General features: G+C 68.0%; 13 protein-coding genes and 1 pseudogene. 7 read left to right on the plus strand and 7 right to left on the minus strand.

The annotated features are described in order from the left end of the window. The first annotated feature begins 59 nt into the window (after positions 1–59). Together ACFVTE_RS10770 and ACFVTE_RS10775 are read left to right on the plus strand one after the other, a co-directional pair. Positions 60–1,544, plus strand: a complete 1,485-nt coding sequence (locus ACFVTE_RS10770) for a CoA-acylating methylmalonate-semialdehyde dehydrogenase (RefSeq protein WP_387100137.1) — start codon at positions 60–62, stop codon at positions 1,542–1,544. Positions 1,545–1,748: 204 nt separating this feature from the next. Continuing rightward, on the plus strand, positions 1,749–2,246 hold the full coding sequence (locus ACFVTE_RS10775; protein WP_387100140.1) for a hypothetical protein: 498 nt from the start codon (positions 1,749–1,751) through the stop codon (positions 2,244–2,246). An 87-nt stretch (positions 2,247–2,333) separates the two neighbouring features. Here the strand turns inward: ACFVTE_RS10775 and ACFVTE_RS10780 are convergent, their stop codons facing one another. The 3 genes and pseudogenes from ACFVTE_RS10780 to ACFVTE_RS10790 form a co-directional block, all read right to left on the minus strand. After that, the gene (locus ACFVTE_RS10780; RefSeq protein WP_387100143.1) at positions 2,334–2,996 is read right to left on the minus strand and encodes a hypothetical protein; all 663 of its coding nucleotides are present in this window, start codon (positions 2,994–2,996) and stop codon (positions 2,334–2,336) included. Between the two features lie 206 nt (positions 2,997–3,202). Beyond that, positions 3,203–4,468, minus strand: coding sequence for a winged helix DNA-binding domain-containing protein (locus ACFVTE_RS10785; RefSeq protein WP_387100146.1), 1,266 nt, complete (start codon positions 4,466–4,468; stop codon positions 3,203–3,205). 63 nt (positions 4,469–4,531) lie between these two features. Then, positions 4,532–5,057, minus strand: a pseudogene (locus tag ACFVTE_RS10790) (SGNH/GDSL hydrolase family protein). A 94-nt stretch (positions 5,058–5,151) separates the two neighbouring features. Here ACFVTE_RS10790 and ACFVTE_RS10795 point away from each other — a divergent pair. Beyond that, positions 5,152–5,802: an alpha/beta fold hydrolase gene (locus ACFVTE_RS10795; protein WP_354261847.1), complete on the plus strand. Its 651-nt coding sequence runs from the start codon at positions 5,152–5,154 to the stop codon at positions 5,800–5,802. Between the two features lie 6 nt (positions 5,803–5,808). On the opposite strand, the gene ACFVTE_RS10800 is transcribed toward ACFVTE_RS10795, so the two are convergent. After that, positions 5,809–6,042 carry an RNA-binding S4 domain-containing protein gene (locus ACFVTE_RS10800; RefSeq protein ID WP_387100150.1) on the minus strand — a complete coding sequence of 78 codons (234 nt, stop codon included), beginning with the start codon at positions 6,040–6,042 and terminating at the stop codon, positions 5,809–5,811. Positions 6,043–6,075: 33 nt separating this feature from the next. Between ACFVTE_RS10800 and ACFVTE_RS10805 the strand changes: the two genes are divergently transcribed. The 3 genes from ACFVTE_RS10805 (at position 6,076) to ACFVTE_RS10815 (ending at position 9,665) form a co-directional block, all read left to right on the plus strand. Continuing rightward, a complete protein-coding gene (locus tag ACFVTE_RS10805) occupies positions 6,076–7,089 on the plus strand; it encodes a DMT family transporter (RefSeq protein WP_387100153.1) in 1,014 nt (337 codons plus the stop codon). Between the two features lie 210 nt (positions 7,090–7,299). Next, on the plus strand, positions 7,300–8,685 hold the full coding sequence (locus ACFVTE_RS10810) for a glycine--tRNA ligase (RefSeq protein ID WP_387100156.1): 1,386 nt from the start codon (positions 7,300–7,302) through the stop codon (positions 8,683–8,685). Positions 8,686–8,687: 2 nt separating this feature from the next. Further along, entirely contained in the window at positions 8,688–9,665 is a 978-nt protein-coding gene (locus ACFVTE_RS10815; RefSeq protein ID WP_387100159.1) for a GNAT family N-acetyltransferase, read from the plus strand. Between the two features lie 53 nt (positions 9,666–9,718). On the opposite strand, the gene ACFVTE_RS10820 is transcribed toward ACFVTE_RS10815, so the two are convergent. From ACFVTE_RS10820 to ACFVTE_RS10830, 3 genes are read right to left on the minus strand one after another with little or no spacing between them, the layout of a single operon-like run. Continuing rightward, positions 9,719–10,555, minus strand: a complete 837-nt coding sequence (locus ACFVTE_RS10820; protein WP_387100161.1) for a lysophospholipid acyltransferase family protein — start codon at positions 10,553–10,555, stop codon at positions 9,719–9,721. Between the two features lie 14 nt (positions 10,556–10,569). Continuing rightward, a complete protein-coding gene (locus ACFVTE_RS10825) occupies positions 10,570–11,400 on the minus strand; it encodes a DUF1295 domain-containing protein (RefSeq protein ID WP_387100164.1) in 831 nt (276 codons plus the stop codon). A gap of 49 nt (positions 11,401–11,449) precedes the next feature. Next, positions 11,450–12,178 (minus strand): alpha/beta hydrolase, encoded by a 729-nt coding sequence (locus ACFVTE_RS10830; RefSeq protein WP_387100166.1) that lies wholly within the window; start codon positions 12,176–12,178, stop codon positions 11,450–11,452. 83 nt (positions 12,179–12,261) lie between these two features. Here ACFVTE_RS10830 and ACFVTE_RS10835 point away from each other — a divergent pair, with 83 nt between their 5' ends. Further along, entirely contained in the window at positions 12,262–13,734 is a 1,473-nt protein-coding gene (locus tag ACFVTE_RS10835) for a YibE/F family protein (RefSeq protein WP_387100169.1), read from the plus strand. Positions 13,735–13,791 lie beyond the last annotated feature (57 nt).

Below are 13,791 nucleotides of genomic sequence, written 5' to 3' on the forward strand. Positions count from 1 at the left end.
ATTCCCCGGTCACACCATAAGCAACGCATCTGCAAGCAACGCACGAAAAGAGACTTCCCGTGGAAACGATCCCGCATTTCATCAACGGCAGCCGCGTCAGCGACGCCGAACGTTTCGGCCCCGTCTTCAACCCGGCCACCGGCGAACAGGAGAAGCAGGTGGCGCTCGCTTCGGCGTCGCGGACCGAGGAGGCTATCGCCGCCGCCCGCGCCGCGCTGCCGGCATGGCGGGCCACCAGCCTGGCCAAGCGCACCAACATCTTCTTCCGGGTCCGCGAGATCCTGAACCAGCGCAAGCCCGAGCTCGCTGCCATCCTCACCAGCGAGCACGGCAAGGTCCTTTCCGACGCCGAAGGTGAGATCTCCCGCGGCCTGGAGAACATCGAGTTCGCCACAGGCCTCTCCCACATGCTCAAGGGTGAGCGCTCGGAGCAGGTCTCCAGCGGCATCGACGTCCACTCCGTCCGCCAGCCGGTGGGCGTCGTGGCCTGCATTACGCCGTTCAACTTCCCGGCCATGGTGCCGCTGTGGATGATCGGCAGCGCCCTGGCCTGCGGCAACACCGTGCTGCTCAAGCCCAGCGAGAAGGACCCGTCTGCCGCGATCTTCATCGCCGAGGCCTTTGCCGAGGCGGGGCTGCCCGCCGGCGTGCTGAACGTAGTCCAGGGGGACAAGGAAGCGGTCGACGTCCTGCTTGAGCACCCCGACGTGAAGGCAGTGAGCTTCGTCGGCTCCACACCCATCGCGCAGTCGATCTACAAGCGGGCAGCGGACCACGGCAAGCGTGTGCAGGCGCTGGGCGGGGCAAAGAACCACATGGTGGTGCTGCCCGACGCCGACCTGGACATGGCTGCCGACGCTGCGGTTTCCGCGGCCTACGGTTCCGCCGGCGAACGCTGCATGGCCGTCAGCGTCCTCGTGGCAGTGGGCAACATCGCCGACGACCTCGTGCAGGCCATCTCCAGCCGCATGGCCGGCCTCAAGATCGGCCCGGGAACCGACCCCGCCTCCCAGATGGGTCCGCTGATCACCGCGGAACACCGGGACCGGGTGGCTTCCTACGTAGCGGGAGCGGAAAACGAAGGCGCCACCGTCGTCGTGGACGGGCGCTCGCAGCAGTTCGATTCGAACGGCTTCTTCATCGGCGTCAGCCTGGTGGACCACGTGAAGCCGGGCATGAAGGTATACGACGACGAGATCTTCGGCCCGGTCCTGTCGGTGGTCCGCGTGGACACGTACAGCGACGCCGTCCGGCTGGTCAACGAGAACGAGTTCGGCAACGGCACGGCCATCTTCACCCGCGACGGCGGCGCAGCCCGGCAGTTCGAGTTCGACGTAGACGCCGGCATGGTGGGCGTCAACGTCCCCATCCCCGTTCCGGTAGGCACCTTCTCGTTCGGCGGCTGGAAGAACTCGCTCTTCGGCGACACCCACATGTACGGCCCGGACAGCATCAGGTTCTACACCCGCGGCAAGGTGGTCACCACGCGCTGGCCCGACCCGTCCACGTCGGTGATTGACCTCGGCTTCCCGCAGATCGACTAAACTCGAAACTCGGTTTACATCAAAACTTGAGTTCGGGCCGGTTTCGACCGGCCTGTGCCTCAGCCCGCGTCCCGCAGCCACAAGCAGCGGGCCGCGGGCTGTTTTTGTTCTCGATACTTTTCGCGCGAACGTACACTTGTGGCCCTTCGTCAGCGAGCGCGGGAGCCTGTAGCTTTCGATTGTGTCCGGTCCTATGCTGGCCGCATGGTCCGGCTGAGACCTATTGCATGCCTTGCACTCCTGCTGCCGGCGCTCCTGCCGGTGCCGGGATGCGGCAAGGCCTGCCCGACCATGGCCTGGATCAACTACGTCACTGTGGCTCTGGACGGGGACACCCGCGACGTGGCCTGGGTTCAGCTGTGCACTCCGGATGCATGTTCCCGGCAAACAGACCGCCCGGCCCCGCCAGCGGTGCTTCCAACGGCAACTCCGACTCCGACCGGGGCCAACGGTCTCGGCTTCCCGCCCGGGCAGGGACCGGCAGAACACCACATCTCGGTCGAGCGGACCGGCTCCGAGGCCTGGCGATTTGGATTCGTTGTGGAATCGCCTGGGTCGGTAACTGTGCGCGCCCTCGATCGTGCCGGCAAGACTCTCGCGGAGAAACGGGTGTCACTGGTCTGGCAACAGATCGGCAAAGCGACGGAATGCGGCGGTCCCGCGACGGCGGCCCCCGTCACGCTGACCGTCAACGCGTCCTGACCGGTCAACTCAGCTGACCGTTAATTCAACCTGAGGCGGTGCAGGGGCGGCCCCGCATCGCGGGGCTTTGCAGCGCGGGTTTGCTGCCTAACCGTTCATGATGTCGTTGCGCCGGGCCATGTACTCCTCCATGGAGATCTGGCCGTCGCTGTACTGTTGGTCCAGCTCAGCCAGCTTCCGTGCACGGAACCCCTGCGGAGCCGACGGCGGCGGGGGAGTTGACGGGGCTGATCCGGTGGGAGGGGTGGGGGTCTGCTGCGGCTGGGGCGGGTTGGCCCGGTACTCCGGGCTGTCCTCGTAGGGAACGGGTCCCTGCTGCCAAGGGGGTGCACCAGTTCCGTCGGGGGCAGGCTGGTTAGGATACGGCTGGTTCGGATACGGCTGGTTCGGATACGACTGGTGCTGTCCGGGCTGTGGGTATGGCGGGTACTGCTGATCCGGGTAGGGCTGGTTAAGGGGCGGAAGCTCTTCACGGCCACCGCGCTGCGGGAACCCAAATCCGCCGCTGAAGTAGTCCTGCTGGGTGTAGCCGTCCCTCGGCCGGTTGTCCGGGCGGCCAGAGATTGGGCCGCCAAACGGGCTGCCCGGCTGGTTGCCGAACTGGTCGTCTCCCTGGTTGGGTAACTGGCCGGGGTACTGTCCGGGCAGGCCGGGCCCCTGGTTCCGCCGCTGGACCGACCTCCGGTACATCCGCATGCCCATCGGAACCAGGACGGCCAGAATGATGATCCAGAAAAAGAAGTCGAACACGGTGGGGCCTCTCGGTGAATGTCGATTCCAGCTTAGTCCGTGAGGGAAAGTGCCCGGGGTGCTTATGCCCAGAGCGCACGGCTGCACGGGAAGGGGCGCTGGGAGCTGCTCCGGGACGCCGTGCGCTGGAATGCGGTGCACTGGAAAGCGGTGCACTGGAATGCGGTGCACTTGGAGCCAGGGGTCTGGGGGTCAGGGCCTCAGAGTCAGGTGCCCGCCGGAATCCGGACTGTCGGCATGCCGAGGAACTCCCCGTACCTGGCCACGGCAGCTTCCACTGCCTCCACGACCTGCCCGGCGGCATGGCCCAGCGGCCGGGAGAACCGGATGTCCAGCTCGCAGCGTTCCGCTGCGGACCCCCGGCGGACCATCGAATGCCGCCAGGATCCCGCCAGCACCCCGTCGAGCAGGACCACGTGCATGGGGTTGTCGCCAAAGGGGTAGGCCGGCGCGGTTCCACCGAAATAATGCCGTGAGGCCGAGTAGCCCATGACGTATTCGTCGTAGCACTGGACCAGGTCGATCTGCGGCCGACCATCGCCGGCCTGCCCTGGTTCGCGGGCCTGCCCTGCTTCGCGGACCCGCCCTGCTTCGCGGACCCGCCCTGGTTCGCGTACCTGCCCTGGTTCACAGACCCGTCCCGGTCCCCCGCCCGGCCTCGGCGCCTCCCGGCCGTACCCAGCAGGCCGGAAATAGAAGTCGGCGCCGTCGAAGCTTGCGGCGGCGATCCCTCCCGGAGCAATCTCGTCCGCCAGCACCAACCCCTTGCGCACATCCGTCATCGTGAGACCCGACCAGTCCGCGCAATCCCGGACGGTGGCAGGCCCGCGGCTCCCGAAATACCTCAGCACCAGGGCCGCCAACGATTCCTCCCGCGAGAACACGGCAGCCGGGGCGGCCCCGGCCACACGCTCATCGAACGCCGCATAGGTCTGCCTCAGAGCTCCGCCCGGGCTGCGGACGGGGGTACCGCTCACCAGCACCCCGCTGATCTCCGCATGCATGATCAGGTACGCGAGGGCGAGACCCCTGGCCGGCAATCCGGCAGTCTGCAGCCTGTCAGCCAGTTGCCCACGGGTGAGGTGGAACCCGCCGGCCACCGCTTCCGCCAGCACGTCTGCGCTCCTGGACGCTGCCCCGTCGTCGATTCCGGTCCTGCGGTACGTGCCGGCGTTTGCCTGGTGGAGCCGCGGTTCGGACAGGGCACGCAACCATGGCAGGTCGTCGCGGTGCACAAAATGCCAGGTGGGCCGCAGGATATGGGTCCGGAGAATCCGTCCGTCGGCGACCGCCCGCTCCACATCCTGCGCGGTGGCCCCCGTCGTCCGCTGGGCCAGGGACCAGCGCGCATAGGGAAACTCCTGAGCCTGCACGGCCAGCAGATTCCTCAGGGCTTCCTCCGCCGTCGAAGCCCGCGGCTCCCTCAGCTGCTGGCCGGCCAGCCGGGTCCGCAGCACCTCCTGGGAATCCATGCCCGACGACGCTCCTCACCTTTGCCAGTTCGATTACCCTGGCAGTTCATCCGCTCAGCCCGGCTATTGCCGGACCGGATCACCCAGCCCCGGCGGCCCTTCACCCGAACCCAACGGGACGCCCGGACCGAACACAGGTCCCGGCGTCGGCCGTTTGGGGGTGATGCCGTCGCCGGAGGACCTGTGGCGCAGGCGCCGGACCACCCACGGCACAAAATACTCCCGCGCCCAGACGAGGTCTTCGCTCCGCGCCTCGCGCCAGCTGCGCGGCGGCAACGGCTTCGGCGCGAGCGGCACCAGGCTGTGCTGCACATTCAGGGCCTCGAGGACCATGGCCGCGATGGTGCTGGTCGATGATCTGCTGCAGCAGCCGTCCCCGCACGGCGAGGTTTGCGTAGGCGAAATCCTCATGGCCCCGTCCAAGCTCTTCCGCCACCCGGTCCGCCCAGCCGCGGTAGCCGCCCGGGCTGCTGGGTTCGGGGTCGCCGATGCCTTCGGTGAAGGAATCGCCCATGGCCACATACCGGTTCCAGGGATGGCGGCCCGCAGGCTCATTCGTCTCTTCTATGGGCGCTGGGGCTTGCTGCATGGGTTCGGTTCCGCTCACGTTCCCATCCTGTACCGTCACCGCCTGGCTACGCCACCGTAAGTTGTTACCAGCGGGTAACTGTAAGAATGGAGCCATGACTTTAGCCGACTCCTTTCCTGCCCCCGTTGTTCTGTGGTCCAAGCCTGAGGAAGCCAGGGCCGGCAAGCCCCTGCTCGTCCTGCTGCACGGCTACGGCGCGAACGAGCAGGACCTCCTCAGCCTGGCTGACATGCTCCCGGACGACTTCGCTGTTGCTTCGGTCCGCGCACCCATCGCCATGGGGCCGGGCTTTTCCTGGTTCCCGCTGACCGGATCGATCGAATACTCCGTCGACGCCGTCAAGGCTGCGTCAGCGTACGTCCTGGACTGGCTGGACACGGTCAAGGCAAACCACCCGTCCGTCACCCTTCTCGGGTTCTCGATGGGAATGGCCATGGCGACCACGCTGCTCCGGCAGCGGCCCGCTGACTTTGCCGCCGTCGTCGGACTTTCCGGCTTTGTGGTCAATGCGGATTCCGACGGCGAGTTCAGGGACGCCGAGCTGGACGGGACGGTGCCGCTGTTCTGGGGCCGGGACCAGCAGGATCCGGTCATCACGCCGGACAAGATCGAGTACACGATGGGCTGGGTGCGCAAGCACGTGAAACTGACCAAGGTGCTGTACACGGGCATGTGGCACGGCATCAACGCGCAGGAGGTCGGCCACGTGTCCGAGTTCCTCACCCATGAGGTGCTGAAGAAGTAGGCCTCCTTAGACCTGGGGGGCGCTGACCCGGACGGTCTGGCCGTTCACTGTCACCGTGTCCCCGTTGTGAAGCTGCCGGCCGCGCCGGTCGTCGATCTCACCGTTGACCTTGACCAAGCCGTTCTTGATCAGCTCCGTTGCCTCCACGCCGTCCTCCACGAGGTTGGCGAGCTTGAGGAGCTGGCCCAGGCGGATCATGGTGTCGCGGATGGGGATCTCTTCGATTTCCGGGTTGCTCATACCTGTAATGATGCCTGACGTTAGGTGAAACGAATGACCCATGCACCCCGGCTGCCCCTTGCCGCGGGCCTTCCGATGGCCGTGGCCTCCGGCCTTGCGATTCCCGTCCAGGGGCGCATCAACGGGGCCCTTGGTGCCCGCCTCGGTGACGGCGTCGCCGCCGCAGTCGTCAGTTTCAGCACCGGGCTGATTGTGATGGTTCTCGTGTCCCTGCTGGCTCCGCGCGGGCGGGCGGGGCTCGCCCGGATCCTGCCCGCGCTGCGCGAACGCCGCTTCCCGCCGTACTACGCGCTCGCGGGCGGCATCGGCGCCTTCTTCGTCTTCGCGCAGTCCTTCACCGTGGGGCTGCTGGGCATAGCCCTCTTCACCGTGGCCACGGTCACCGGCCAAACGCTCAGCGGCCTGCTGGTGGACCGCCTTGGCATCGGCCCGGCGGGCAAGAAATCCGTGACCGGCATCCGCGTCATCGGCTGCATCCTGACCATCGCCGCGGTCTCCTGGGCTGTGTCGCCGCGCTTCTCCGGCGGCGCGGCGGGGGCGTCCGGTGCGGCCGGCAGCACGGCCGGCGCCGGGGCGGCCGATCCCGCGGCTCTCCTGCTGCCGATCATCCTGCCTGTTCTGGCCGGTTTCCTTATGAGCTTCCAGCAGGCCATGAACGGCACCGCCACCGTGCACTACGGGACGCCGATCGCCGCCACGCTGGTGAACTTCATCGCCGGCACCTGCGTGCTGTGGGTCGCCTGGTCCATCAAGGTGGCCGTCGCCGGGCCGGCCAACCCGTTGCCGGGGGAGTGGTGGTACTACCTCGGCGGGCCCATGGGCTGCGTGTTCATCGGCCTCGGTGCGCTGCTGGTTCGCAGCCTCGGGGTGCTGGTGACGGGCCTCGGCATGATCGCCGGGCAGCTGCTGGGGTCGCTCGGCCTAGACCTGCTGGTGCCCACGCCGGGCACCGTGGTGGAGGCGGCCACGGTTCTGGGGACCCTGCTGACCCTGGCGTCCATTGTCGTGGCCACCCTGCCCTGGCCGCGGGGTGCGCTTCGAAGGTGACGGGCGCCTTCGAAGGTAGCGGCGCACCCCGAACGAGGGACCCCTTTCAAAGATGAGAGGCGCCCTCCACAGGCAGCTCCCGGTAGGCTAGGACTCGCAGCTTCCTGCACAGTTTTCCCTTTCACACGCCCCCGCCCGGCATCCAGCCGCGGTCCAGGGCCAGAGACACCGCGGACCGCACCCAGCGGCCCTGTAGAAATTGGAGTTCCCATGGCAGCAAAATCCGTCCTCGACCAGGTCATTTCCCTTTCCAAACGGAGAGGTTTCGTTTTCCAGGCCGGCGAGATCTACGGAGGCTCGCGTTCCGCTTGGGACTACGGACCCCTCGGTGCCGAGCTGAAGGAGAACATCAAGCGCCAGTGGTGGCAGTCCGTGGTGCGCGGCCGTGAGGACGTGGTGGGTCTGGACTCCTCCGTGATCCTTCCCCGCCAGGTATGGGAAGCCTCCGGCCACGTGGAGGTCTTCTCCGATCCCCTCGTCGAGTGCCTCTCCTGCCACAAGCGCTACCGCGCGGACCACCTCGAAGAGGAATACGAGGAGAAGAAGGGCCGCCCGCCAGAGAACGGGCTCAAGGACATCGTCTGCGCCAACTGTGGAACCCGCGGTGAGTGGACCGAGCCGCAGGAATTCTCCGGTCTCCTGAAGACCTTCCTGGGCCCGGTGGCCAGCGATGAAGGCCTGCACTACCTGCGCCCCGAAACCGCGCAGGGCATCTTCGTGAACTTCAGCAACGTGCTCACCACGTCCCGGAAGAAGCCGCCGTTCGGCATCGGCCAGATCGGCAAGTCCTTCCGCAACGAGATCACGCCGGGCAACTTCATCTTCCGCACCCGTGAGTTCGAGCAGATGGAGATGGAATTCTTCGTGGAGCCGGGCACGGACGAAGAGTGGCACGAGTACTGGATGAAGGAGCGCATGGCCTGGTACACCGGCCTGGGCATCCGGGAGGAGAACCTGCGCTTCTTCGAGCACCCGCAGGACAAGCTCAGCCACTACTCCAAGGGCACCACCGACATCGAGTACCGCTTCGGCTTCCAGGGCTCCGAGTGGGGCGAGCTGGAAGGCATCGCCAACCGCACGGACTTCGATCTCTCCACGCACGCGAAGGCCTCCGGTACGGACCTCAGCTACTTCAACCAGGCCACCAACGAGCGCTATACGCCGTACGTGATCGAGCCGGCCGCCGGCCTGACCCGGTCCTTCATGGCCTTCCTCATCGACGCCTACACCGAGGACGAGGCCCCGAACGCCAAGGGCGGCGTGGATGTCCGCACCGTGCTCAAGCTTGACCCGAGGCTCGCCCCGGTCAAGGCCGCCGTGCTGCCGCTCAGCCGCAACGAGGACCTCTCCCCGAAGGCCAAGGACCTGGGCGCCCAGCTGCGCAAGAACTGGAACATCGACTTCGACGACGCCGGCGCCATCGGCCGCCGCTACCGTCGCCAGGACGAGATCGGCACCCCGTTCTGCATCACGGTGGACTTCGACACGCTCGAGGACCAGGCGGTCACCATCCGTGAACGCGACACCATGAGCCAGGAACGCGTGTCCCTGGACAAGGTGGAGGGCTACCTGGCCGCACGGCTGATCGGCGCCTAGCCGTGGCGATCCAATACCGCGAATGGCGCGAGGGCGACGACCTCGCCCTGCTGGAAGTCTGGGGCGACCCTGAGACCGACCAGGCGGGACAGTTCCGCGGCACCCTCGCGCCTTCCGGAAACGCGCCGTGGCGGCGCTGCATCGTGGCCGAGGACGTCGTCGACGGCGTGGCCATCCCGGTTGCTGCCGGCGTGGTCCACGAGGCGAGCCTGCACCCGGAGCGGCTGTGGGCGTACGTCGAAGTGGCCCGGGACCACCGCAGGGCCGGCATCGGTTCCACGCTGCTCATGATGCTGCGCCGCGAGGCGGAGGGGTCGCCGTCGGGCGTTACCCGGCTGCGCTGCAAGGTGGAGCCGGGCACGTCCGGCGCCGCCTTTGCGGAAGCGGCGGGTCTCACCCCGATCCAGCACACCCGGCTCGTCGTGGTGGAGCCGGCGGCCCTGAAGCTGCCGGTCTTCGGCGACGGTTCCGAGGAAGCGGCGTCGGAGCGCATCGAGGACCTGGCCACCGGTTCTGTGGAGCTGTCCGACGTCGTGGGCCGGTACTACACGTCCGTGCACGGCTGGGACAGCCCGGGCGAACTGGGCATCGGCACGGTGCAGCGACTGTTCCTGGACGAGCTCAGCGGCGCGCACGGCGCGATCGTGCTGCGCGCCCCGAAAGCCAGTGCCTTCGGGTCCGGCGTGCCGGCCAGCCGCAAGGGCAAGATCCAGGCCTTCGCGATCAGCTATGCGCAGGAAAACCCCGGACAGGGACATGCTGACCACCCGTCCGACGTGTTCCTCGGCCACGAGCCGGAGCTGGACGCCGACGAGGCCCAGGCAGCGGTCCGTGACCTGCTGGCACTCATCGCGTACCAATACCCGGTGCTCATGGAAGTGGACGATTCGATGGCAGCGCTGCGCGCCGTCGTCGGGCCTTTGATGGAAGCGGGCAAGGCCCGCCGCCAGGGCCCGGAGACGTTCGTCGTCTCCGACTGACCCGTCTGTGTAGCAGAACAGGGCGTTCCCAGCTTTGGGAACGCCCTGTTCTGCTACTTACTTGGGGGATCAGAAGTACGACGGCGGTCCCTCGCCAGATCGGCGGCATCGAGCCTTCGGCGTTCCGTTTCGGAGATGGCGCCGCCACCGAGGTCCGCCGGCATCCACCAGTCGCCCGGCCGGGCCGCCACGGGAAAGCTGGCGATGGCGGCGTCGATTCCCGCCTGCAGCGTCCCGCGGAGCCGTGCCGTTTCAGCATCCGCGTCGACATCCGCGGCCAGGTGCACCGGCTTGCCGATATGGACCCGGACCGGTGCGCGCCGGATGAGGTGCAGCGGAAGGCCGTTGCCGCGGGTCAGGATCCGGTGGGCACCCCAGATTGAGACCGGGATGAGCGGCACGCCCGCCTCGGCCGCCATCCGTACCGCCCCGGTCCTGCATTCGCGGACCTTGAAGCTGCGGCTGACGCCGGCTTCGGGCATCACGGCCAGGTACTCACCGGCGCGGAGCCTGGCCACGGCGTCGTCATAGGCGGCAGTCCGCGAACCGTGGCGCACCACCACCTGCCCCGCTGCGCTGATGAAAGGACCCGCGAGCCAGTGGTCGGCGGCTCCCTGATGGATCAGAAAGCGCAGCTGCCCGCGGTTGTGCCGCCACAGCACGAGCTCTGCAGCGGCGAAGTCCAGGTACCCGAAGTGGGTGATGGCGACGACGGCGCCGCTGCCCGGCAGCACCGTCCTCGCAGCCTTGGTGGGGCTTCCCGCTTCGCCGTCCGGCAGGTTTTGCTGCCCGGTCACGATCAGGCGCACCCCGAACAGCCACCGCAGGAACAGCCCGGTGCGGACGAGGAGGCGGTAGAAGCGGTCGCTGGCAGCTGGGGTCCAGGACATTCGGTGGCCGGATCTCAGTGCCGCCGCGGCGGCCACGGGATGAAGCCGCTGGTGGACTGCACGTATTCACGGTATCCGGGGCGGCCGGACATGGCCCTCTCCGTGAGCGGCTTCCCGGTCTTGCCGGCCAGCGTCCAGATCATCAGCGCCGGGGAGAGAACGGTCAGGACGCCCGGCCAGGACTCCGCCGCGATGAGGAACAGCCCGGACCAGACGGCGGCGTCGCCGAAGTAGTTGGGGTGCCTCGTGTAGCGCCACAGCCCGGAGTTCAGGACGGTGCCCCGGCGGGCCGGATCGTTCTTGAACCGCTCCAGCTGAAGGTCTCCCACGGACTCAAAGATGAACCCGGTCAGCCACACGGCCGAACCCGCGACGGCGAGCCACCCCAGCGGGCCGGTGGCGAACATGCCCACCTGGATGGTCAGCGAGACGAAGAACATTACGAGGCCCTGCGGCAGATAGACGCGGCGGAGGGCGTAGGCGTTCCGCGACCCGGGTGCTCCTTTGAGCAGCTCCACGTAGCGGGGGTCCTCATGGCCGCCACGGGCCCGGCGGCCGATGTGCGTGCCGAGCCGGATTCCCCAGATGCCTGTCAGGACCAGCAGGAGCACCCGCCGGCCGCCGTCGCCTTCCCCGGCCGAGAGGATAAAGCAGATCACCGCAATCACGACGAAGCCCGGGCCCCACGCCACGTCCATGACCGAATGCCGGGCCTGGCGGCCGGCTCCGGCACCGGTGGAATCCGCACTGATGGCCGCGGCGTAGGTGACGGCGAGCACCAGCACCACGCCAAGCGCCGCCCAGGGCAGGGCGGTGAGGAACGCCTCCAGCGGGAACGGGCTCATGAAAGTGGTCGCCTCACAGGACCAGGCACCTCACAGCACACCAGGTGCCTCACAGGACCAGGGGCAGTGCCTCGCCGGACGGGGGCAGTACCCTGTCCAGGGCGGCGGCGGACGAGGACCCAGCCCCCGGAACTCCGGCCCGCTCCGTGAAGGCCTTCATCAGGAACCGGGTAGCCAGCCTGTGCCACAGTCCGACCCGGCGCAGCATGAAGTGCCCGGCGCCGCGGAGCGACACGTACCGCAGCTCCGCCGCTTCCGGGGCCGCGCGGCGCGCGAACCGCAGTGAAGCCGAGGGGCTCGTCCAACGGTCCTCGTTCCCGTGCACGATCAGGACCTTCCGTCCGGCGACCGCGGAAACGGGCGTGGCATCATCGAGCCACGGAGCCAGCGCCACCACGGCGTCCACGTTCGGTTCGTCCGCGGCGCAGATCGCGGTGAGGCCACCCATCGAATGACCCAGCAGGTAGATGGGCACGCCCGGGTGCTCCTCGCGGATTTTGGCCAGCGCCCAGTGCGCATCCTGCAGCGGGGACATGTCCTCGCCGTTCCAGCCGCGCACGCTGTTCCGCAGGATCCAGACCGCCAGGCCGTGTTTCCGGCCGGCGGCGTGCAGGTGGCGGGCGAAGGGCACCATCCGCGCCGGGCTCAGGTGCGTGGCCTGGACGGGCTCGAAGCTGTGCGACTTGCCGCCGTGCAGCACCAGGGCCACGCCACGGGTGGGCCCGGAGGGGGCCAGAACGGTCAGCACCGCTTCATGTTCACTTCGGCGTTGGCTCACTGCTGAATCCTCCGACACTTCCTCGTCCATTTATCAACCCTATGGCCGCCGCCGTAGAGTTCAAGCATGAGGTCTAGCTGCTGATGGGTGCAGGTCACTCCCACGGTCATACAGGGCATTCGGAGCCAACGGCGGAAGCGATGGCCGCCCGCAGGAAAGCAAACAGGATTCTGGCAGCGGTGCTGATTCCGCTGACCCTGCTGACCCTCGCGGCCATGGCGGCGCTGTGGCCCTCGGGCAACAGGGATGGCCTGACCCTGGCCAACCCGTATGCCGCAGCCCCGGGCGTCACGTTCGACACCGGGCGGATCCAGCGCGTGGTCACGGAGAGCTGCACCCCGGCGGCAGCCGGAGATAACGGCGGCTCGCAGTGCACCTTCGCGTTCACCGAGCCGGACAAGGGCGGCAACCCGGTCAAGGTGGTGATCAACCCGGACATCGCCAAATCGCACGGCGTGAAGGTGGGCGACAACATCCGCTACCTGAACCTGGCCCACGCGCAGGCGGCCGCCACCGGCGCCGATGCCCCGGCGGCCCAGGGGTCGCCGTCGTACATCTTCGTGGACTTTGTCCGCACCATGCCGATCATCCTGCTGGCCCTCCTCTACGCGGTCGTGGTGGTGGCCGTGGCGCGCTGGCGCGGGCTGCGTGCCCTGATCGGCCTTGTCGGCGCCTACTTTGTGCTGGTTAGCTTCATGCTCCCCGGCCTCGTGGAGGGCAAGCCGCCGCTCCTGCTGGCCCTGGTCGGCTCGACGGTGATCATGATCGGGGTGCTGTACTTCGCGCACGGCTTCTCGGCACGGACCTCGACGGCGCTGCTGGGCACCATCTTCGGGCTCGGCATCACGGCCCTGCTCGCGGCCTGGGCCACCAATGCGGCGAACCTCGCGGGCGTGGGCAGCCACGACGCCGCCACACTGGTGAACATCTCGGACAAGATCTCCATCTCCGGCATCATCCTCTGCGGCCTCATCATCTCCGGGCTCGGCGTGCTGAACGACGTCACCATCACGCAGTCTTCAGCGGTATGGGAACTGTACGAGCTCGCCCCCAACACGAGCGCCCGCAAGCTGTTCACCTCGGCCATGCGGATCGGCCGGGACCACATCGCCTCCACGGTGTACACGATTGCGTTCGCCTACGCCGGCGCCGCCCTGCCCATCCTCATCATCGTGATGCTCTACAACCGTCCGCTGGGGGAGGCACTGACCAGCGCCGAACTGTCCGAGGAGGTCATCCGCACGCTGGTCGGTTCCATCGGCCTGGTCCTGGCGATTCCGGTCACCACGCTGATCGCCGTGCTGGTGGTCAAGGCCACGGGCATCCGGTCGGCCGAGGCGCCCGGCGCCTCCGTCGCGGATCACCGCCCGGGCGGCCAACCCGCCATAACGGCCGACGACGTCGACGACACCGGCGCGCTCGCGGCCGCAGCGGCGGTGGCTGGCCGGGAAAGCGAAGCTGGCGCGCCGCCGGCGACCCGGCGGGGACGGCGTGCCGCGCTGCGTGACCAAACACAGCGTGACCAAACACAGCGTGATCCAACACAGCGGGACTGAATGGAGCGGGGTTAGGTGCCGCCGTCGGGTTCCTGCCCGGAATTCTGCCCGATTTGC

The organism is Arthrobacter sp. NPDC058097 (assembly GCF_042884885.1).
Taxonomy (GTDB): domain Bacteria; phylum Actinomycetota; class Actinomycetes; order Actinomycetales; family Micrococcaceae; genus Arthrobacter.